Origin of the sequence: Streptomyces griseorubiginosus (assembly GCF_001514195.1) — a bacterium.
Lineage (GTDB): Bacteria > Actinomycetota > Actinomycetes > Streptomycetales > Streptomycetaceae > Streptomyces > Streptomyces griseorubiginosus.
Genome location: NZ_KQ948734.1, coordinates 1,041,842 through 1,061,038, shown reverse-complemented (window position 1 = coordinate 1,061,038; position 19,197 = coordinate 1,041,842). Strand labels below are relative to the sequence as shown.

The following is a 19,197-nucleotide window of genomic DNA, read 5'->3' as shown; positions in this document are numbered from 1 at the left end:
CTGGGCGACCGCCGCACGGGTACCGTCCGGGTGCCGTACGGCGGTGGGGTTACGCCTTGACGGGGGTGGGGGCGGTGTCCGCGAAGGTGCCCTCCAGCTCGTGGCTGATCTTCCGCTCCACGAAGAACGCGGCGGTGGGGACGGTGCCGGCGAGCAGGACCCACAGCTGCTTGGCGACCGGCCACTTCGCCTTGGAGCCCAGGTCGAAGGCGAAGACCAGGTAGACCACGTACAGCCAGCCGTGCGCGATACCGACGACCGTCGTGAAGCTGTCGGCGCCGTCGATCTCGAGCAGGTACTTCGCGATCACGCCGAGGGTCAGCAGGACCAGCAGCACGCCGGTGACGTAGGCCATGACGCGGTAGCGGGTCAGCACGCTCTTTTTCATGCCTACGAGCGTAACCACGCGTTCCGGGCGATCTTCCTGCGGGTCAGCCTCGTGCCGCTCCGCGTGCCACTGCTCGTGTCATACCTCGTCGAAGTCCCCCGCCGACACCCTCAGCGGGCGCAGCATCGCGAAGATCTCCGCGCATTCCTCCGCGTCGTAGACGCCGAGGCCGAAGTCCATCGCCATGAGGTCGCGGGTGGCGGCCTCGACGACCTCGCGGCCCTTGTCCGTGATGGAGGCGAGGGTGCCGCGGCCGTCGTTGGGGTTGGGACGCTTGTCGACCAGGCCGGACCTGACCAGGCGGTCCACGGTGTTGGTGACCGAGGTGGGGTGGACCATGAGGCGCTCACCGATCTTCGACATCGGCAGTTCGCCCGCCTTGGCGAAGTTGAGCAGCACCAGCGCCTCGTACCGTGCGAACGTCAGCCCGTACGGCTTGACCACCGCGTCGACCTCGCCGAGCAGGATCTGCTGCGCGCGCATGATCGAGGTGATCGCGACCATGGACGGCACGTTTCCCCAGCGCTGCTTCCAGAGTTCGTCGGCGCGGGCGATGGGGTCGAAGGGAAGACTGAGCGGCTTCGGCACGGCATCGACCTTACCGGCCGGTCACATCGTGGTCAGCACCGTCTCGCCTATCGGGCGGGGGCGGGTCTTTGTCTGCGGGTTCGGTGGGGGCGGGCGTTTTGCGCAGTTCCCCGCGCCCCTGGAGGCCTGCGGCGGCCCGCTCGGCTTCGGTGGGGGCGTGCGTAGCGTGTTTCGCCCGGTGGGTGGGTCGGTGCCGGGGTGGGGGGTATCCGTCCTCGGTCCGGCGGCTCGGTCCCTCGATCAGTTCTCGGCTCCGGACGCCGGCCGCTGCGGGCGGACACCCCCCACCCCGTCCCCTTCGCGCCGTACGCGGCGAACGGTTCGATGGGGCGGGCGCGGCGGCCAACGGCTCGTCGTGGCGCAGGTGGACTGCAACTCCCTAGGGGCGCGGGGAACTGCGCGACCAGCCCCCACCGGGCCGCACTCGCCGAACAACCGAACCCGGCACCTTCGTAGGCGCCCGGCCCAAGCCCAGCGCAGCGGGGGCGCGGGGAACTGCGCGACCAGCCACGACGGACCGCAAGCCGCCATGCAACCGCACCCGGCACCCCCGTAGGCCCCCTACCGCTGGCTCGTCCTGCGGAGGTGGTGGCGGACCGCGCGCTGAGCCACCGGCCCCAACGCCTCCAGCGCAGCGACCAGCGCGCCCAGTTGCTCCAGGGCGTCCAGCGCGGCCGTGGCGCCAGGGGCGTCGACCCCCTCGTACAGCTCGATGCCCACGAAGGACGCCGCTACGGCCCGGGCCAGCCCCGCGGGGTCGGTGAACTCGCCGAAAGGCGTCGCCGCGAGGAGGCGGGTGAGGACGTGCTCGATCTCGGTGATCCACAGCCGCAGGCCGGCCGCCGTGGCCGGGCCGAGGGTCGCGTGGGTCTGGGCGCCGGCCAGGAGTTGGCCGAGGAGGGCGACGTGGCCCCCCGCCCGCTCCTCCTCGTGGACCTGCCGTCCCACCACCAGGAGTTCCGACAGCGAGGTCACCGCGGCGAGACGCTCGCGGTAGCGGGCCACGGTGCGCTCCGCACCGTAGTGGCAGGCGGCCGCGAGGAGTTCGTCGACCGAGCCGAAGTGGTAGAAGACCAGGGCCTGGTTGACCCCCGCGGCCGCGGCGACCGTGCGGGCGGACGTCTTGGCGATGCCCTGCTCGGTGAGGGTCCGCAGGGCGCCTTCGAGGAGTTTGGTCTTGGTCTCCAGGGCCTTCGCGCTCTCCGGGCTCACGCGCGCGCCTCCTCACGCACGGGGCGCAGGCCAGGGCGGACCCCGTGGGACGCCACGTCGGTGTAGGTCGCCTGGAAGGAGCCCTCGTAGCCGAAGAGCGGGCCGAAGCGGCGGTTGACTACCTGGACGCGGATACGGAAGCGGCCCGCCTCGTCGTCGTACGACTCCCTGACCTCCGCCGTGGCGCCGATCAGCTCGGGCACCCGCACGTCCACGACGCCCTCCCGGAACCGGTGTTCCCCGGAGCGGATCAGGAGCGAGCCGTCGGGCTCGGCGTGGAAGTGGAGCTCGCTGGCGAGGTGCTGGTGGGTGCCGAGGTAGTCGAGGATGCGGTCGCCCTTCGGGCTCAGCACCATCTGGGCGTCGAAGCGGCGGGGGCGTCCCGGCAGGTGGAAGGTGCGCACGAAGCTCACCGTCTCACGGCCGTAGGTGTCCACGTAGGGGACGTTCTCGATGACGAAGGGGACGTGCCGGCCGGGTCGGGGCACCAGGATGTTGCGGGTCGCACCGAGCGCGAGGAACGGCTTCACGAAGGCCCCGCCGTGCCAGACGCGGTCCATCACGCCCCGGCCGGTGCAGGCCTCACCGCTCGCCAGGCCGACCGAGAAGCGGCGCCGGAGTTGCGGGTGGAGGCGGTCGAAGTCGGCGGCCATCACCGTGCGGAACATCGAGGTCATCGCGGGGTCTCCAGGGTGCGCAGGACACGGGGGGCACGCACGCGTGCGGGCGGTTGACGCAGACAGCGGCGGGCCGCGGGAGTGCCGGGCAGCGGTGACATGAACAGGGCCAGCGAGATCGCGACGGCGAGCAGCAGCGGCCATACGTACGCCAGGGACGCGGCCAGGGGGCCGAAGAGCCGGAGGAATCGTTCCTGTCCTAGGCCGGTGCAGCCGACGGTGACGACGAGGGCGCGTACGAGGAGTTCGGCCAGCCAGTTGCGCAGCGCCCGCTCAGGGGTGATCCCGCGCTCCAGCCACAGGCGCAGCCGGTCGAAGGACCAGGCCGTCGCCCAGCCGATCAGGGGGCGGAAGAGCAGCCGGTCGGCGACCTTGCCCAGGCGGCCCCAGCGCGGGCGGTAGTCGTAGCCGGTGAGGAAGGTGACGCCCTCGGAGTCCGGTATGTAGCGCCAGTAGCCGCTGCCCTCCGCGAGCAGCGAGAGCGGGTGCGGGGAGGAGAACCGCAGAGCGGAGGTGCGGGTGCCGTCGGGGCGTTCGCGCTCACCGGCGGAGACGCCGGTGCCGGCGACGGTGAGACCGGGCAGCACGCGCGTGGCGTACCGGAAGCGCTGCGGCTCGCCCTCGGCGCGCGGGAGGTAGTGGATCCGGGTGAAGCGGAGGTCCCAGCGCTGGTGCTGGGACGGGTCCTGCGTACGGGTCCAGAGGTCGTCGAGATCGGCGCGGATGCGGGCCTCGATGTAGAGCCCCATTGATTCCCCCAGGTGAGCTCGTTGTTTGAGCGATCGCTCAAACACTCGGGACAGGAAGGTACACCCTTTTGAGCGGTCGCTCAATCACGAGGCACAAGAAAACCCCGGCCCGCGCGGGCCGGGGTTCACGGGTACGGGACGTCAGTCGGCGAGATGCCGCTCGACGGTCTCCACCTTGGACGTCAGACCGTCCGTCACGCCGGGCCGGATGTCCGCCTTGAGGACGAGGGACACCCGCGGCGCCCGCGCCTCCACGGCGGCGACGGCACGCTTGACGACGTCCATCACCTCGTCCCAGTCCCCCTCGATCGAGGTGAACATGGCGTCGGTCCGGTTCGGCAGCCCCGACTCACGGACGACCCGCACCGCGTCGGCGACGTACTCCCCCACGTCCTCGCCGACCCCGAGCGGGGTCACGGAAAAGGCGACGATCATGCGTTCACGATTCCTTCCTTGCGGGCGCGGGAGGCGATGACGGCGTCCTCGGACTCGCGCTTGAGCTTGCGCTCGGCGAAGAAGCCGCCCGTGGGCAGCACGGAGAGGACGAAGTACCAGATGCCGGTCTTCGCGGACCACTTGGCGCGGAACCAGGCGTCCAGCCAGAAGATCAGATAGATGATGAACAGGACGCCGTGGACCATGCCCATCACCGGCACGGCGTTGAAGTCCGTGGTCCGCTTCAGCACCGAGCAGACGAGCAGGAGCAGGAAGGAGACCGCCTCGGGAGCGGAGACCAGGCGGAGGCGTCGGATGGCGGAAGCTGTCTTGAGGTCCACGGGTCACCTTCGGTGGGAGTACGTCGGCGGTCTGGCCGTTTGTGAACGAACGCACAAGCGTTCGCCCATTGTGGCAAACGGTTCTGTGCCGCCAGGGTGGGGGGTCAGTGGTCCAAGCCCCCGGGGAGCGCCTGTGCAGTTCGTTTTCTTCATGACCCTGCCTGGCCTGGTGGCGCTTCTCACACTCCTCGCCTTCCTGGACCAGCTGCTCCTGCGCGCGGGCCGGGCGCGCACGGGGGTGCCGGGTGCGGTCGTAGGGCGACTGCGGGTGCGTTGTGCGTGTCGCGGAGTTCCGCGCGTCCCCGCTGTGCTCGGCTTCGGCGGGGCGCCTAGGGGAGTGCCAGTGCGGTCGTCAGGCGGCTAGAGGTCCATCGTGGCTGGTCGCGCAGTTCCCCGCGCCCCCGCTGCGCTGGGCTTGGGCCGGGCGCCTAGGGGGGTACCGGGTTCGGTTGTTCGGCGGGTGCAGGTCCGTCGTGGCTGGTCGCGCAGTTCCCCGCGCCCCTAAGTCGGTCATGTGGACGCTCGTGCAGACGCTGACGGCGCGCAGGGGACGGGGTGGGGGGTGTCCGCCCGCAGCGGCCGGCGTCCGGAACCGAGAACTGACCGAGAGACCGAGCCGCCGGACCGAGGACGGATACCCCCCACCCCGGCACCGACCCACCCACCGGACGGAACGCGCTACGCACGCCCTCACCGGACAGCAAGAGGCCGCCGCAGGCATCCAGGGGCGCGGGGAACTGCGCAAAAACGCCCGCCCCCACCGAACCCGCACCCAAACAGGATCTGTCGGCAAGGCCTTTCCTCCGGCTACCTTCACCCCGTGGCGATGTTTCGACTCCAAGGCAGCAAAGTGCTGGCCGTAGACATGACCGGCGACGCCGTGAAGGCGAAGAACGGCTCGATGGTCGCGTACGACGGCCAGATGGCGTTCAAGAAACTGAGCGGCGGTGGCGAAGGACTCCGGGGCATGGTCACCCGGCGCATCACCGGCGAGCAGATGACCGTGATGGAGGTGTCGGGGCACGGAACCTGCTGGTTCGCGGACCGTGCCTCGGAGATCAACCTAGTGAGTCTCCAGGGGGACAAACTGTTCGTGGAGTCGAGCAACCTGCTCGCGACCGACGCCGGCCTCAGGACCGGCACCAGCTTCACCGGCCTGCGCGGCGCGAGCCAGGGCAACGGACTGTTCACCACGACCGTGGAGGGCCACGGCCAGGCCGCGATCATGTCCGACGGCCCGGCCGTCGTGCTGCGCGTCAGCCACCAGTACCCGCTGACCGTGGACCCCGGCGCCTACATCGCCCACCAGGGCAACCTCAACCAGTCCTTCCAGTCCGGCGTGACCTTCAGGACGTTCATGGGCGAGGGCGGCGGCGAGGCCTTCCAGATCCGCTTCGAGGGCGACGGCCTGGTGTACGTCCAGCCCAGCGAGCGCAACACGATCGCCGGGGATGTGTGACATGCCCTTCCGTGAGATCAACTCCAAGATGGTCGAGGCGACCGTCATGCCGGGCCAGCGTCTGTTCAGCCAGCGCGGCGCGATGCTGGCGTACAAGGGGGAGGTGTCCTTCACGCCCAACATCCAGGGCGGCCAGGGCGGCATCATGTCGATGATCGGCCGCCGGGTGGCCAACGAGGACACGCCCCTGATGACCGTGGAGGGCAGCGGCACCGTGCTCTTCGGGCACGGCGGCCACCACGTCACGGTCATCAACCTCACCGGTGACACCCTGTACGTCGAGGCGGACCGGCTGCTCGCCTTCGAGGGCACCCTCCAGCAGGGCACGATGTTCATGGGCTCGCAGGGCGGCGTGATGGGCATGGTGCGCGGCCAGATCAGCGGCCAGGGCCTCTTCACGACCACGCTCAAGGGCCACGGCTCGGTGGCGGTCATGGCCCACGGCGGTGTCTTCGAGGTCCCGATCACCCCTCAGCGGCCCGTCCACGTCGACCCGCAGGCGTACGTCGCCCACCACGGCGACGTACGCAACAAGCTGTCGACGGCGCTCGGCTGGCGCGACATGGTGGGCCGCGGTTCCGGCGAGGCCTTCCAGCTGGAGCTCAGCGGACACGGCGCGGTGTACGTCCAGGCCTCGGAGGAGAAGCTGTGAGTCACTACCCGGGCACGGGACCCACCGTGTACGACCCGATGACGCTGCCGTCGGACGACAACGTCAACAACTACACCTTCTGCGTGGAGCTCAAGGGGAGCCAGTGGTTCCTGCAGAAGGGGAAGATGATCGCCTACTACGGCCAGATGGACTTCAACGGCATCGGACACGGCCGTCTCGACGGTCTGGTCCGTACGTCGTTCCATTCGCCTCTGCACGCGAGCGACTGGGTCGTGGCCCAGGGCTCGGGCAAGATGCTCCTCGCCGACCGGGCCTTCGACGTCAATTCGTACGACCTCGAAGACGGCAACCTGACCATTCGCTCCGGCAATCTGCTTGCTTTTCAGCCAAGTCTCGCGCTGAAGCAGTCGATCGTGCCGGGCTTCCTGACCCTCATCGGAACCGGAAAGTTCGTGGCCGCGTCCAACGGTCCGGTGGTGTTCATGGAGCCCCCGATCCGGGTGGACCCGCAAGCGCTTGTGGGCTGGGCCGACTGCCCCTCCCCGTGCCACCACTACGACCACGGCTACATGACCGGCGTGATGGGCGGTCTACGTGCGATGACGGGCCTCGGCGGGGCCTCCGGGGAGGAGCACCAGTTCGAGTTCGTGGGGGCCGGCACCGTGCTGCTCCAGTCGACGGAGGTCCTGATGGCCGAGCAGGCCACCGGGGTGGTGCCGAACGAGCCCGGGGTACCCGGCGGCTACGGCGCACCCACAGGGCATCCACAGCAGCCGGGGGTACCGCGCCTTCCCGGACAGCTGGGTGACCTCCAGCGTCGCTTCGGGCTGTGAGCGGTAGTCTGCGGAGTGTGACATCGAACGTGTGCGCACCGTCACATGACCCTCATTAGTTCGCCTTTCAACCTTTTAGGTAGACTTCATTCATGGAGACCGAGACGGCCACCCGCTGGCTGACCGATGCGGAGCAGTGCGCCTGGCGCACCCACCTGGAGGTCAACAGGCTGTTGACGTATCAGCTCGAAAGGGACCTCCAGCCGTTCGGCCTGACGATGAACGACTACGAGATCCTGGTCAATCTCTCCGAGTCGGAGGGCGTACGGATGCGGATGAGCGACCTCGCCTCCGCCACCCTCCAGTCCAAGAGCCGGCTCTCGCACCAGATCACCCGCATGGAGAACGCGGACCTGGTCCGGCGCGAGAACTGCGAGTCCGACCGCCGCGGTCTGTACGCGGTCCTGACCGAGCACGGCATGGAGACGATGAAGAAGGTCGCGCCCCATCATGTGGCGTCCGTGCGGCGGCACTTCATCGACCTTCAGACCGACGAGTCACTGGCGGAACTGAGCAAGGCGCTCAAGCCGGTGGCGGAGCACCTGAGGGGTCACCGGGGCCGCCCGTAGGCCCCGAGGACCAGCCCCGCCCGACCGCGAGACAGACGCCGAACGGCACAGCGAGGCACCCCATAGGCGTCACCCGACCGGCAGGCGGAGCTCGAACAGGGCCCCGCCTGCCGGCGCGTCGCGGACCGTCAAGGTCCCCCCGTGCCGCACCGCCACATCCCGCGCGATGGCCAGCCCCAGCCCCGCACCCCCGTCGTCCCGGGCCCGAGCCTCGTCGAGCCGCACGAACCGCTCGAACACCCGCTCCCGGTCCGCCGCGGGCACCCCGCTCCCGTCGTCGGCGACCGATACGACCGCCCACCCCCCGTCCCGCCGCACGGTCACCGCGACGGCCGCCCGCGCATGCCGCTGCGCGTTGTCGAGCAGGTTCCCGAGGACCCGCTCCAACTGCCCCCGGGACCCGGTCACTTCCACGGCCGGGGCCTCGACCGTGACCCCGTCCCGCCCCCGCGCGCACCGGACGGCCAGCTCGCCGAGGTCGACCCGGGCGTCACCGCGCCGCTCCCCCGCGTCCAGCCGGGCCAGCAGCAGCAGATCCGCGGCCAGCCGCTGCAGGCGCACCGTGTCCTCGACCGCCCCGTCCACATCCAGCAGCTCGGGATGGGCGGCGGCGACCTCCAGCTGGGTCCGCAGCGAGGCGATGGGGCTGCGCAGTTCGTGCGAGGCGTCGGCGACGAACCGGCGCTGCCGCTCCACGGAGGTCTCCAGCGCGGCCAGTGTCTCGTTGGTGGTGCGGGCGAGCCGGGCCACCTCGTCGTGGGTGTCCGGCACCGGCACCCGGCGGGCGAGGTCCTCCGAGGCGGTGATCGCTGCCATCTCGGCCCGGATGCCCTCGACCGGTCGCAGCGCCCGCCGGGTGACCAGCCAGGTCACGGCGGCGACGACCCCGAGCAGCAGCGGGAAGCCGATCAGCATCACGGTCTGCGCGGTGTCCACGGCCCCCTGCTCGGCGTCCAGGGAGGCGCCCGCGTACACCGTGAGCCGGCCCTTGTCCTGGACGTCGACCTCCAGGGCGGCGAAGCGGTAGTCGGCGGACTCGCCGTCGATGGTGGCCGAGCCGTCGCTGAAGGCGACCTCGTCGGCGATCTCCCCGGGTTCGAGGGCGGAGTCGTCGTCCTCGTCGCCGGAACCGGTGCCCTGCTGCGGTGCCGGCTTCACCTCGCCGGTACCGGTGCCGCTGATGCGCTCCAGGTTCTCGCTCGCCGCGACCAGCGTGCCGTGGGCGTCGACCACCTGCACGGGCTCTTCCTCGTCGTCCAGCTTCAGATCGTCGTACGCCGTCCCGGCGGCGAGGTGGGCGGCCACGTTCCGGGCGGTCCGCTCGGCCTGGGTGCCCGCCCGGTCGATCAGGTCGGACCGCAGGGACAGCAGGACCGACGCCCCGGCCGCGACCAGCGCCACGGCCACCACCAGGGTCGCCCCGAGGGTCGCGCGCGCCCGGACCGACCCGAACAGCCGCCTCACCGGCCGGCCTCCAGCCGGTACCCGGCGCCCCGGACCGTGCGGATCAGCCCCGCGTCCAGCTTCCGGCGCAGGGTGCTGACGTACACCTCGACGATGTTGGGGTCGCCGTCGTACGCGAAGTCCCAGACGTGCTCCAGGATCTGCGCCTTGGAGACCACCTCGCCGGCCCGCACCGCGAGCTGTTCGAGGACGGAGAACTCCTTGGCGGTGAGGGTCACTTCGGTGCCGTCGAGGAGGACGCGGCGGGCGGCGGTGTCGATGCGCAGACCGCCGAGTTCGAGCACCGGGGACGCCCCGGACCCGTTTCCGCGCCGCCGCAGCAGGGCCTTGATGCGGGCCACGAGGACGACGTAGGAGAAGGGCTTGGTCAGGTAGTCGTCGGCGCCGGTGTCCAGGCCCTCCGCCTCGTCGTACTCGCCGTCCTTGGCGGTGAGCATCAGGATCGGCACCTCGTGGCCGGCCGCGCGCAGGGCGGCACAGACCCGGTAGCCGTTGAGGCCGGGCAGCATGATGTCGAGGATCACCAGGTCGTACGACCCCTCGGTCGCCCGGTGCAGTCCCTCCCGGCCGTCGTGGACGACGTCGACGGCGTAGCCCTCGGCGGTGAGGCCCTTGGCGAGGGACACGGCGAGTCGTTTCTCGTCCTCGACGATCAGCAGGCGCATGCGTACAGGGTGGCAAAGCGAACCTGAAGACGCCTTCAGGAGGCTTCAGGTCTGCTTCAGCGTGGGTCCGGCAGCGTGGTTGTCGTCGAAAAGCGAACGAAGCCGATCCGCTCGGGAGGAACCCTCATGAAGCGCAACATCGTCATCGCCACCCTCACCGCCGCCGCGCTCGCCGCGGGCGGCACCGTCGCGGCCTTCGACGCGGGGGACGACGAGGCGACGGCGACGCAGCGCCAGGCCGACACGAACGCCCGGGCGGCAGCGGACCGTGACGACGAGTCGGCGACCGGCGACTCCGCGGACGACGACCGTACGGCGGCCCCCCGCGGGAGCGTCACCGCGGCCGAGGCGATCGCCGCCGCCCTGAAGCACACCCCGGGCACCGCCCTGGCCGCCGACTTCGAGGACGACGGCGCCGGCGCATGGGAGGTGACCGTCGTCCGGGGCGACGGCTCCGAGCACGACGTGCGGATCGCGCCCGACTCCGGCAAGGTCCTCGGCGCCCAGCGCGACGCGGACGACGACAAGGACAGCGACGACCGCGCCGAACTCGCCGCCGTGAAGGGCGCGTCGACCGACGCCCGCGAGGCCGCGCTGGCCGCCGCCGCGAAGGGCACGGTCACCGAGGTCGGCCTCGACGACGACAACGGCGCCGTCGCCTGGTCCGCGGAGACCGTCAAGGACGGCAAGCACGGCGAGTGGAAGGTCGCCCTCGACGCGGGCCGGGTCACCCAGGACCGCGACGAGGACTGACCCGCCGTCACCGCACAGCCACCTCCTCGCGCAGGGCGCCCCTGACCCGGGCGCCCTGCGCCATGACCAGGCCCGCCGCCACGGCGACCACCCCGCCCGTCACCGCGAAGCACACGGCCACCGGCAGCCGCCCCGCGAGGGCCCCGGCCAGGGCCGTCCCGCCCGTGCTCCCGGCGTTGACCGCCGTGTTGACCCAGGCCCCGGCCCGCGTACGGGCCTCCGGGGCGACGGCCTCGTCGGCGATGAGGTACGCGGTGGTGAGAGCCGGCGACACGAAGAACCCGGCGCCCGAGACGAACAGGGCCAGCGTGCCGAGGCCGGGGGCGCACCCTGCGCCGAGCAGGGCCAGGCCGAGGCACAGGGTCAGTGCGGCCAGCCGGGTGCGTGCGGGGGCCCGCCAGTTCACCGCCCCGTTCAGCATGCCGCCGACCGCGCTGCCGGCGGACAGCGCGGCCAGGACCCAGGCGACGCTCGCCCCGCCGTGCCCGTGCCGTTCGGCGAAGACCACGACGAGCAGGTCCAGCACCCCGATCGCGAGCCCCACGGACGCGGCTGCGGCCACGGGACGGCCGACCCGGCGCAGTACCCGACGGCCGCCCCGGTCCCGCCGTACGGTGACGGGACCGGCCGCCGGCACCGCCCGTACCGCGGGCGACCGCACGAACCCGGCCGTGCCCACCAGCATCAGGGCCGCCCCGAAGAGGATCCCGGCGGTCGGCGGGGCGACTGCGACGAGGACGCCGACCAGCAGCGGACCCGAGACGAAGAGCAGTTCCTCGGCCACCCCGTCGAGGCTGTACGCCCGTTGGAGCAGTGCCTTGTCCTCCTGGGCCAGGCGCGACCACACGGCCCGCATGGTGGGGCCGAGCGGCGGGGCGCAGGCCCCGGCGAGGGCGGCGAGGGCGCCCAGGAGGACGGGTGGCGCGCCGGGACGCCAGAGGGCGACCGTGAGCGTCCCCAGCAGGGCGAGGTGGGCGGCCGGCAGGGGCACGAGCGCCCGGTGCGGCCCGTAGCGGTCGACGAGCGCGGCGCGTGCGGGTGCCAGGAGGACGACGGTGGCGCCGAAGAGCGCCATCACGGCACCGGCGACCGCGTAGGAGCCCGAGGCCCGGAGCACGGAGAGCATCACGGACAGCGGGACGACGCCGTACGACAGCCTGCCGAGCAGGGCGGCGGCGAAGGTGCGGCGGGCATGCGGAAGGCGCAGGACGCGCCCGTAGGAGGCAGACATGGTGGTTCCTCGAAGGAGGCGTGGGCGGGGACACCGAGGAGCCACGGGAACGGTGTGCTCGGACCGTGGCTCGGGGCGGCCGCTACGCCAGGAGGAGGAACATGTCGGTCAACGTATCAGTGCGTCAGCCCTGGGTCAGGCCGTTCACGAGTTCGTCGGCCGCCCGGTAGGGGTCGAGCAGTCCGGCCACGATCCGCTCCGCGAGGGCGTCCAGGCGCCGGTCGCCGCGCAGGTCGCCGATGCGCTCGCGCAGGGCGGTGAGGGCGATCGCCTCGACCTCGTGGGCGGCACGGGCGCGCCGGCGCTCGGCGAGGACACCGTGCTCCTCCATCCACGCGCGGTGCTTCTCCAGGGCCTCCACGACCTCGTCGACGCCCTCACCGCGGGAGGCGACGGTCTTGACGATCGGCGGGCGCCAGTCGCCGGGCCTGCGGGACTCGCCGAGGCCCAGCATGTGGTTGAGCTCGCGGGCGGTGGCGTCGGCGCCGTCGCGGTCGGCCTTGTTGACGACGTAGACGTCGCCGATCTCCAGGATTCCGGCCTTGGCGGCCTGGATGCCGTCGCCCATGCCGGGCGCGAGCAGCACCACGGAGGTGTCGGCCTGCGAGGCGATCTCGACCTCCGACTGGCCCACGCCGACCGTCTCGACCAGGATCACGTCGCAGCCCGCCGCGTCCAGGACCCGGATGGCCTGCGGGGCGGACCAGGCGAGGCCGCCGAGGTGGCCGCGGGTGGCCATGGAGCGGATGTAGACGCCGGGGTCGGAGGCGTGCTCCGACATGCGGACCCGGTCGCCGAGCAGGGCCCCGCCGGAGAAGGGGGACGACGGGTCGACGGCCAGGACGCCGACCCGCCTGTCCTGCTTGCGGTACGCGGTCACCAGGGCCGAGGTGGACGTCGACTTGCCGACGCCGGGCGAGCCGGTGAGGCCGACCACGTACGCGTTGCCGGTGAGCGGGGCCAGGGTCTGCATGACCTCCCTCAGCTGCGGGGACGCCCCCTCCACGAGGGAGATCAGCCGGGCCACGGCCCGCGGCCTGCCTTCCCTGGCCAGGGCGACCAGCGAGGAGACGTCCTGCATCACAGCTCCGTTCACACCGACGACGTACGGGAACTCAGGCCTTGGGTACCCGCACGACCATCGCGTCACCCTGACCGCCGCCGCCGCACAGGGCGGCCGCGCCGACGCCGCCGCCGCGCCGCTTGAGCTCCAGGGCCAGGTGCAGCACGAGACGGGCGCCGGACATCCCGATGGGGTGGCCCAGGGCGATCGCGCCGCCGTTCACGTTCACCTTTTCGGTGGACACGCCGAGGTCCTTCATCGACTGGACGGCGACGGCCGCGAACGCCTCGTTGATCTCGATGAGGTCGAGGTCGGAGACCTCCAGGCCCTCCTTCTTGAGGGCGTGCAGGATCGCGTTGGACGGCTGGGACTGGAGGGAGTTGTCCGGGCCCGCCACATTGCCGTGGGCGCCGATCTCGGCGATCCACTCGAGGCCCAGCTCCTGGGCCTTGGCCTTGCTCATCACGACGACGGCCGCGGCACCGTCGGAGATCTGCGAGGCGGAGCCGGCGGTGATGGTGCCGTCCCTGGTGAAGGCGGGGCGCAGCTTGCCCAGGGACTCGGCGGTGGTGTCGCCGCGGATGCCCTCGTCCTTGCTGAAGACGACCGGCTCGCCCTTGCGCTGCGGGATCTCGACCGGGGTGATCTCGGCCTCGAAGACGCCGTTCTTCTGGGCGGCGGCGGCCCGCTGGTGGGACAGGGCGGAGAACTCGTCCTGCTCGGGGCGCAGGATGCCGAGGCGGGTGTTGTGCTTCTCGGTGGACTCGCCCATGGCGATGTTCTCGAAGGCGTCGGTGAGGCCGTCGTACGCCATGGCGTCGAGCATCTCGATCGCGCCGTACTTGAAGCCCTCGCGGGACTTGGGCAGCAGGTGGGGGGCGTTGGTCATGGACTCCTGGCCGCCGGCGACGATCACGTCGAACTCGCCGGCGCGGATCAGCTGGTCGGCCAGCGCGATGGCGTCGAGGCCGGAGAGACACACCTTGTTGATGGTGAGCGCCGGGACGTTCATCGGGATGCCGGCCTTGACGGCGGCCTGGCGGGCCGGGATCTGGCCCGCGCCGGCCTGGAGGACCTGGCCCATGATGACGTACTGCACCTGGTCGCCGCCGATCCCCGCACGGTCGAGGGCGGCCTTGATCGCGAAGCCGCCGAGGTCGGCTCCCGAGAAGGACTTCAGCGAGCCCAGCAGTCGTCCCATGGGCGTACGGGCGCCCGCGACGATCACCGAGGTCGTGCTGTTCGATCCAGACATGAGCTGCGATCCCCTTACCGGCTGCACTGCCGAGGAGTGAACGAGGGTTTACTTCGAATGTACTGAGTGGCACTCCGTGCCGTCATCGCGCCGTCGGTGTGATCGCGCGCACGTTGCGTAACCGTTTCGCGAGCGCTGCACTGACTACATGCTGACGCGAATCGACCACATCGGGATCGCCTGCTTCGACCTCGACAAGACCGTCGAGTTCTACCGGGCCACGTACGGCTTCGAGGTGTTCCACTCCGAGGTCAACGAGGAGCAGGGCGTGCGCGAGGCCATGCTCAAGATCAACGAGACCTCGGACGGCGGAGCCTCCTACCTGCAACTCCTGGAGCCGACCCGCCCCGACTCCACCGTCGCGAAGTGGCTGGACAAGAACGGCGAGGGTGTCCACCACATCGCTTTCGGTACGGCGGACGTCGACGCCGAGGCCGCCGACATCAAGGACAAGGGCGTACGCGTTCTGTACGAGGAGCCGCGACGCGGCTCCATGGGGTCACGGATCACCTTCCTGCACCCCAAGGATTGCCATGGCGTACTGACAGAACTGGTCACTTCGGCGCCTGTTGAGTCACCTGAGCACTGACCCTCGTACATATGGGCCGGTAGGGTTGGGGGCGGTCACTCCCGGAAGGGGGTGGCCCGGTCTCGGCGTCAGAGGTGGCGCCTGCCGTGCAAGGCCCGGCACACACGCTCGCCGCGTTGCCGAAAGGCCCTGGTGGTTCCGCCACGAGGACCTTCCGGCGCTCTGTGATCGCAGGCACCGGACACCGCACGGCCCGCCCTTCGGGCGGACGACGCCACCTCTGACGCCGGGACCTCCGGGGTCCGGGTTTCGGGGGACGAGCAGCGGGCGGCAGCCCATGCTCCGCCGTTGATCTGACACCATTCCCCGGGGGCCCCGTTCGGCGGATGGACAGGGCTCGTTCGGAAAGACTTGCGACCAGGGGACGGATGGGACCGCGCAGTGCGGGGCTACGAACGCCAGGAGCGAGAGCCGGCGGCTGACGTCGACCACCTCTCTCGGTTCGAGGCCGAGATGGACCGGCTGAAGACCGAGCGGGAAAAGGCGATCCAGCACGCCGAGGACCTCGGCTACCAGGTCGAGGTGCTGCGCGCCAAGTTGCACGAGGCGCGTCGCACCCTCATGTCCCGGCCCGAGTTCGGCGGCGGTGACATCGGCTACCAGGCCGAGCAGCTGCTGCGCAACGCGCAGATCCAGGCCGACCAGCTGCGCCAGGACGCCGAGCGCGAGCTGAGCCAGGTCCGGGCCCAGACCCAGCGCATCCTCCAGGAGCACGCCGAGCAGGCCGCGCGCCTCCAGGCGGAGCTGCACCAGGAGGCGGTCACCCGCCGTCAGCAGCTCGACCAGGAGCTGGCCGAGCGCCGGCAGACCGTCGAGTCGCACGTCAACGAGAACGTGGCGTGGGCCGAGCAGCTGCGCGCCCGCAGCGAGTCCCAGGCCCGCCGGCTCCTGGAGGAGTCCCGCGCGGAGGCCGAGCAGGCCATGGCGGCCGCCCGCGCCGAGGCCGAGCGGGTCACCAGCGAGGCCCGGCAGCGGCTCCAGAGCGAGGCCGAGGCGGCCCGCGCGGAGGCCGAGCAGCTGTTGCGGCGGGCCCGAGCGGACGCCGAGCGGCTCCTGGAGACCGCCTCCACGCAGGCCCAGGAGGCCACCGACCACGCCGAGCAGCTGCGCACCTCCACGGCGACCGAGTCGGACTCCGCCCGCCGTCAGGCCACCGAGCTCAGCCGGGCCGCCGAACAGCGGATGGCGGAGGCCGAGGAGGCGCTGCGCAAGGCGCAGGCCGAGGCCGAGAAGGTGCTGACCGAGGCGAAGTCGGCCGCGGAGAAGACCCTCGCGAGCGCCGAGTCGGCCAACGAGCAGCGCACCCGTACGGCCAAGGAGCAGGTCGCCCGGCTGGTCAGCGAGGCCAGCCAGGAGGCCGAGGCGACCAAGGAGGCCGCCGAGCAGATCGTCGCGGACGCCCGCGCCGAGGCCGAGAAGATCATCGCCGAGGCCTCCGAGAAGGCCCGCACGCTCACCGCCGAGGAGAGCGCCACCCAGCTGTCGAAGGCGGCCAAGACCGCCGAGGACGTCCTCAACAAGGCCCAGGAGGACGCGCAGCGGACCACCAAGGCCGCCGCCGAGGAGGCCGAGCGGATCCGCCGCGAGGCCGAGACCGAGGCGGACCGGCTGCGCGCCGAGGCGCACGACATCGCCGAGCAGCTCAAGGGCTCCGCGAAGGACGACACCAAGGAGTACCGGGCCAAGACGGTCGAGCTCCAGGAGGAGGCCCGCCGGCTGCGCGGCGAGGCCGAGCAGCTGCGCGCCGACGCGGTCGCCGAGGGCGAGAAGATCCGCGCGGAGGCCCGCAAGGAGGCCGTCCAGCAGATCGAGGAGGCCGCCAAGACCGCCGAGGAGCTGCTCTCCAAGGCCAAGGCGGACGCCGACGAGCTGCGCCAGAGCGCGACCACGGACAGCGAGAAGGTCCGCACCGAGGCCATCGAGCGCGCCACCACTCTGCGCCGGCAGGCCGAGGAAACCCTGGAGCGCACCCGCAACGAGGCCGAGCGCCAGCGGGCCGAGGCCGTCGAGCTGTCCGAGGAGATCACGGCCGCCGCCGAGCGGTCCGCGAGTGAGCTGCGCGAGGAGACCGAGCGGGCCATAGAGGCACGCCGTGCCGAGGCCGCCGAGGAACTGACCCGGCTGCACACCGAGGCCGAGGAGCGCCTCGCCGCCGCCGAACAGGCGCTCACGGAGGCCCGTGAGGAGGCCGCGCGGATCCGCCGCGAGGCCGGCGAGGAGGCCGACCGGCTGCGCACCGAGGCCGCCGAGCGGATCCGCACCCTCCAGCAGCAGGCCGAGGCCGAGGCCGACCGGCTGCGCACCGAGGCCGCGTCCGACGCGTCCGCCTCCCGCGCCGAGGGCGAGGCCGTCGCCGTACGGCTGCGCTCCGAGGCCGCCGCGGAGGCGGAGCGGCTGAAGTCCGAGGCGCAGGACACCGCGAACCGGGTCCGGACGGAGGCGCAGGCCGCCGCCGAGCGGCTCGCCACCGAGGCGTCCGAGACGCTGGCCGCCGCCCAGGAGGAGGCCAACCGGCGCCGCCGCGAGGCCGAGGAGTACCTCGGCTCGGCCCGCCAGGAGGCCGACCAGGAGCGTGAGCGGGCCCGCGAGCAGAGCGAGGAGCTGCTCGCCTCCGCCCGCAACCGCGTCGAGGAGGCCCAGGCCGAGGCCGTACGGCTGGTCGAGGAGGCGGACCGGCGGGCCACGGAGATGGTGTCGGCCGCCGAGCAGCACGCCCAGCAGGTCCGCGACTCGGTCGCCGGGCTGCACGAGCAGGCCCAGGAGGAGATCACCGGGCTGCGCTCCGCCGCCGAGCACGCGGCCGACCGCACCCGGCGCGAGGCGCAGGAGGAGGCCGACCGGGTCCGCTCGGACGCCTACTCGGAGCGTGAGCGGGCCAGCGAGGACGCGGCGCGCATCCGGCGCGAGGCCGCCGAGGAGACGGACGCGGCCAAGTCCCTTGCCGAGCGCACCGTCTCGGAGGCGATCGCGGAGGCGGAGCGGCTGCGGTCGGACGCGTCCGAGCACGCCCAGCGGGCGCGCACCGAGGCGTCCGACACCATCGCCCAGGCCGAGCAGGACGCCTCCCGCACCCGGGCCGACGCCCGCGAGGACGCCAACCGCATCCGCTCGGACGCGGCGACCCAGGCGGACACCCTCATCACCGAGGCGCGCAACGAGGCGGAGCGGCTCACCGAGGAGACCATCGCCGACACCGACCGGCTGCGCACCGAGACGGTCGCCGAGGCGGAGCGGCTGCGGTCGGAGACCGTGGCGGAGGCCGAGCGGGTCCGCGCGGAGTCGGTGGCCCAGGCGGAGCAGCTGATCGGGGAGGCGACCGTGGACGCGGAGCGGCTGCGCGCCGAGGCCGCGGACACCGTGGGGCAGGCCCAGCAGCACGCGGAGCGGATCCGCACCGAGGCCGAACGGGTCCGGGCGGAGGCGGCGGCCGCGGCCGAGGAGCTGGTCAACTCCGCGCGCGAGGAGGCCGACCGGACCCTCGACGAGGTCCGCAAGGAGGCCAACAAGCGCCGCCAGGACGTCGCCGAGCAGGTCGACACGCTCATCACGGAGACCACCGCCGAGGCGGACAAGCTGCTCACCGAGGCGCAGCAGCAGGCGCTCAAGACCACCGCGGAGGCGGAGGCGCAGGCCGACACCATGGTCGGCGCGGCCCGCACGGAGGCCGACCGGCTGGTGTCGGAGGCCACGGTCGAGGGCAACGCCCGCGTGGAGAAGGCCCGTACGGACGCGGACGAGCTGCTGGTCGGTGCCCGCCGGGACGCGACCGCCATAAGGGAGCGCGCGGAGGAGCTGCGCGACCGGATCACCGGTGAGATCGAGGCGCTGCACGAGCGGGCCCGCCGCGAGGCCGCCGAGACCATGAAGTCGGCCGGCGACCGCTGCGACGCGCTCATCACGGCCGCCGAGGAGCAGCTCGCGAAGGCGCAGGCGAAGGCCAAGGAGCTGGTCTCGGAGGCCAATTCCGAGGCCGGCAAGGTGCGCATCGCCGCGGTCAAGAAGGCCGAGGGGCTGCTCAAGGAGGCCGAGCAGAAGAAGGCCACGCTGATCCGGGAGGCCGAGGAGCTCAAGGCCGAGGCGATCCGCGAGGCCCGGCGCACGGTCGAGGAGGGCAAGCGCGAGCTGGAGGTCCTCGTCCGTCGCCGTGAGGACATCAATACGGAGATCTCCCGTGTCCAGGACGTCCTGGAGGCGTTGGAATCCTTCGAGGCCCCAGCGGGCGGCAAGGACGGTGGCGTCAAGGCGGGCGCGGCCGTCGGTGCCCCTCGTTCGGGTAAGCCGTCGGACAGCTGACCGGCGGCTGGAATCCGGTG

The 19,197-nt window shown here is 72.0% G+C and carries 19 protein-coding genes; 7 read left to right on the top strand and 12 right to left on the bottom strand.

All coding sequences use genetic code 11. The annotated features are described in order from the left end of the window. Positions 1 to 49: 49 nt before the first annotated feature. From AQJ54_RS04805 to AQJ54_RS04775, 7 genes are all read right to left on the bottom strand, one after another. On the bottom strand, positions 50 to 388 hold the full coding sequence (locus tag AQJ54_RS04805) for a DUF3817 domain-containing protein (protein WP_062027028.1): 339 nt from the start codon (positions 386 to 388) through the stop codon (positions 50 to 52). A gap of 78 nt (positions 389 to 466) precedes the next feature. Then, positions 467 to 976: a MarR family winged helix-turn-helix transcriptional regulator gene (locus AQJ54_RS04800; protein WP_062027030.1), complete on the bottom strand. Its 510-nt coding sequence runs from the start codon at positions 974 to 976 to the stop codon at positions 467 to 469. A gap of 561 nt (positions 977 to 1,537) precedes the next feature. Then, the gene (locus AQJ54_RS04795; RefSeq protein ID WP_062234132.1) at positions 1,538 to 2,188 is read right to left on the bottom strand and encodes a TetR/AcrR family transcriptional regulator; all 651 of its coding nucleotides are present in this window, start codon (positions 2,186 to 2,188) and stop codon (positions 1,538 to 1,540) included. Further along, positions 2,185 to 2,865 (bottom strand): DUF4166 domain-containing protein, encoded by a 681-nt coding sequence (locus tag AQJ54_RS04790; protein WP_062234128.1) that lies wholly within the window; start codon positions 2,863 to 2,865, stop codon positions 2,185 to 2,187. The genes AQJ54_RS04795 and AQJ54_RS04790 overlap by 4 nt, the downstream gene beginning before the upstream one ends. Next, positions 2,862 to 3,614: a hypothetical protein gene (locus tag AQJ54_RS04785; protein ID WP_062234125.1), complete on the bottom strand. Its 753-nt coding sequence runs from the start codon at positions 3,612 to 3,614 to the stop codon at positions 2,862 to 2,864. Before AQJ54_RS04785 ends, AQJ54_RS04790 begins: the two co-directional genes overlap by 4 nt. A gap of 141 nt (positions 3,615 to 3,755) precedes the next feature. Then, positions 3,756 to 4,049: an MTH1187 family thiamine-binding protein gene (locus AQJ54_RS04780; protein ID WP_020136527.1), complete on the bottom strand. Its 294-nt coding sequence runs from the start codon at positions 4,047 to 4,049 to the stop codon at positions 3,756 to 3,758. Beyond that, entirely contained in the window at positions 4,046 to 4,390 is a 345-nt protein-coding gene (locus AQJ54_RS04775; RefSeq protein WP_020136528.1) for a DUF3817 domain-containing protein, read from the bottom strand. The genes AQJ54_RS04780 and AQJ54_RS04775 overlap by 4 nt, the downstream gene beginning before the upstream one ends. 826 nt (positions 4,391 to 5,216) lie before the next feature. Between AQJ54_RS04775 and AQJ54_RS04770 the strand changes: the two genes are divergently transcribed. The 4 genes from AQJ54_RS04770 (at position 5,217) to AQJ54_RS04755 (ending at position 7,864) form a co-directional block, all read left to right on the top strand. Then, entirely contained in the window at positions 5,217 to 5,849 is a 633-nt protein-coding gene (locus AQJ54_RS04770; protein ID WP_043217583.1) for an AIM24 family protein, read from the top strand. A 1-nt stretch (position 5,850) separates the two neighbouring features. Next, entirely contained in the window at positions 5,851 to 6,501 is a 651-nt protein-coding gene (locus AQJ54_RS04765; RefSeq protein WP_020136530.1) for an AIM24 family protein, read from the top strand. Beyond that, positions 6,498 to 7,295 carry an AIM24 family protein gene (locus tag AQJ54_RS04760; RefSeq protein ID WP_062027042.1) on the top strand — a complete coding sequence of 266 codons (798 nt, stop codon included), beginning with the start codon at positions 6,498 to 6,500 and terminating at the stop codon, positions 7,293 to 7,295. Before AQJ54_RS04765 ends, AQJ54_RS04760 begins: the two co-directional genes overlap by 4 nt. A gap of 92 nt (positions 7,296 to 7,387) precedes the next feature. Continuing rightward, entirely contained in the window at positions 7,388 to 7,864 is a 477-nt protein-coding gene (locus AQJ54_RS04755; protein ID WP_030320250.1) for a MarR family winged helix-turn-helix transcriptional regulator, read from the top strand. A 69-nt stretch (positions 7,865 to 7,933) separates the two neighbouring features. Here the strand turns inward: AQJ54_RS04755 and AQJ54_RS04750 are convergent, their stop codons facing one another. Both AQJ54_RS04750 and AQJ54_RS04745 read right to left on the bottom strand, forming a co-directional pair. After that, positions 7,934 to 9,328: a sensor histidine kinase gene (locus AQJ54_RS04750; RefSeq protein ID WP_062234122.1), complete on the bottom strand. Its 1,395-nt coding sequence runs from the start codon at positions 9,326 to 9,328 to the stop codon at positions 7,934 to 7,936. Beyond that, positions 9,325 to 9,993, bottom strand: coding sequence for a response regulator transcription factor (locus AQJ54_RS04745; RefSeq protein WP_062027045.1), 669 nt, complete (start codon positions 9,991 to 9,993; stop codon positions 9,325 to 9,327). The genes AQJ54_RS04750 and AQJ54_RS04745 overlap by 4 nt, the downstream gene beginning before the upstream one ends. 126 nt (positions 9,994 to 10,119) lie before the next feature. On the opposite strand from AQJ54_RS04745, the gene AQJ54_RS04740 reads away from it, so the two are divergent. Then, on the top strand, positions 10,120 to 10,746 hold the full coding sequence (locus AQJ54_RS04740) for a PepSY domain-containing protein (protein WP_062234119.1): 627 nt from the start codon (positions 10,120 to 10,122) through the stop codon (positions 10,744 to 10,746). A 7-nt stretch (positions 10,747 to 10,753) separates the two neighbouring features. On the opposite strand, the gene AQJ54_RS04735 is transcribed toward AQJ54_RS04740, so the two are convergent. From AQJ54_RS04735 to AQJ54_RS04725, 3 genes are all read right to left on the bottom strand, one after another. Beyond that, positions 10,754 to 11,977 carry an MFS transporter gene (locus tag AQJ54_RS04735; RefSeq protein ID WP_063806394.1) on the bottom strand — a complete coding sequence of 408 codons (1,224 nt, stop codon included), beginning with the start codon at positions 11,975 to 11,977 and terminating at the stop codon, positions 10,754 to 10,756. A gap of 124 nt (positions 11,978 to 12,101) precedes the next feature. Then, a complete protein-coding gene (gene meaB / locus AQJ54_RS04730) occupies positions 12,102 to 13,058 on the bottom strand; it encodes a methylmalonyl Co-A mutase-associated GTPase MeaB (RefSeq protein WP_062234116.1) in 957 nt (318 codons plus the stop codon). Positions 13,059 to 13,092: 34 nt separating this feature from the next. Continuing rightward, positions 13,093 to 14,295, bottom strand: coding sequence for an acetyl-CoA C-acetyltransferase (locus AQJ54_RS04725; RefSeq protein ID WP_062234113.1), 1,203 nt, complete (start codon positions 14,293 to 14,295; stop codon positions 13,093 to 13,095). A gap of 148 nt (positions 14,296 to 14,443) precedes the next feature. On the opposite strand from AQJ54_RS04725, the gene mce reads away from it, so the two are divergent. Further along, entirely contained in the window at positions 14,444 to 14,884 is a 441-nt protein-coding gene (mce, locus tag AQJ54_RS04720; RefSeq protein ID WP_020136539.1) for a methylmalonyl-CoA epimerase, read from the top strand. Positions 14,885 to 15,265: 381 nt separating this feature from the next. Continuing rightward, positions 15,266 to 19,177 (top strand): polarized growth protein Scy, encoded by a 3,912-nt coding sequence (gene scy / locus AQJ54_RS04715; protein ID WP_062027052.1) that lies wholly within the window; start codon positions 15,266 to 15,268, stop codon positions 19,175 to 19,177. Positions 19,178 to 19,197 lie beyond the last annotated feature (20 nt).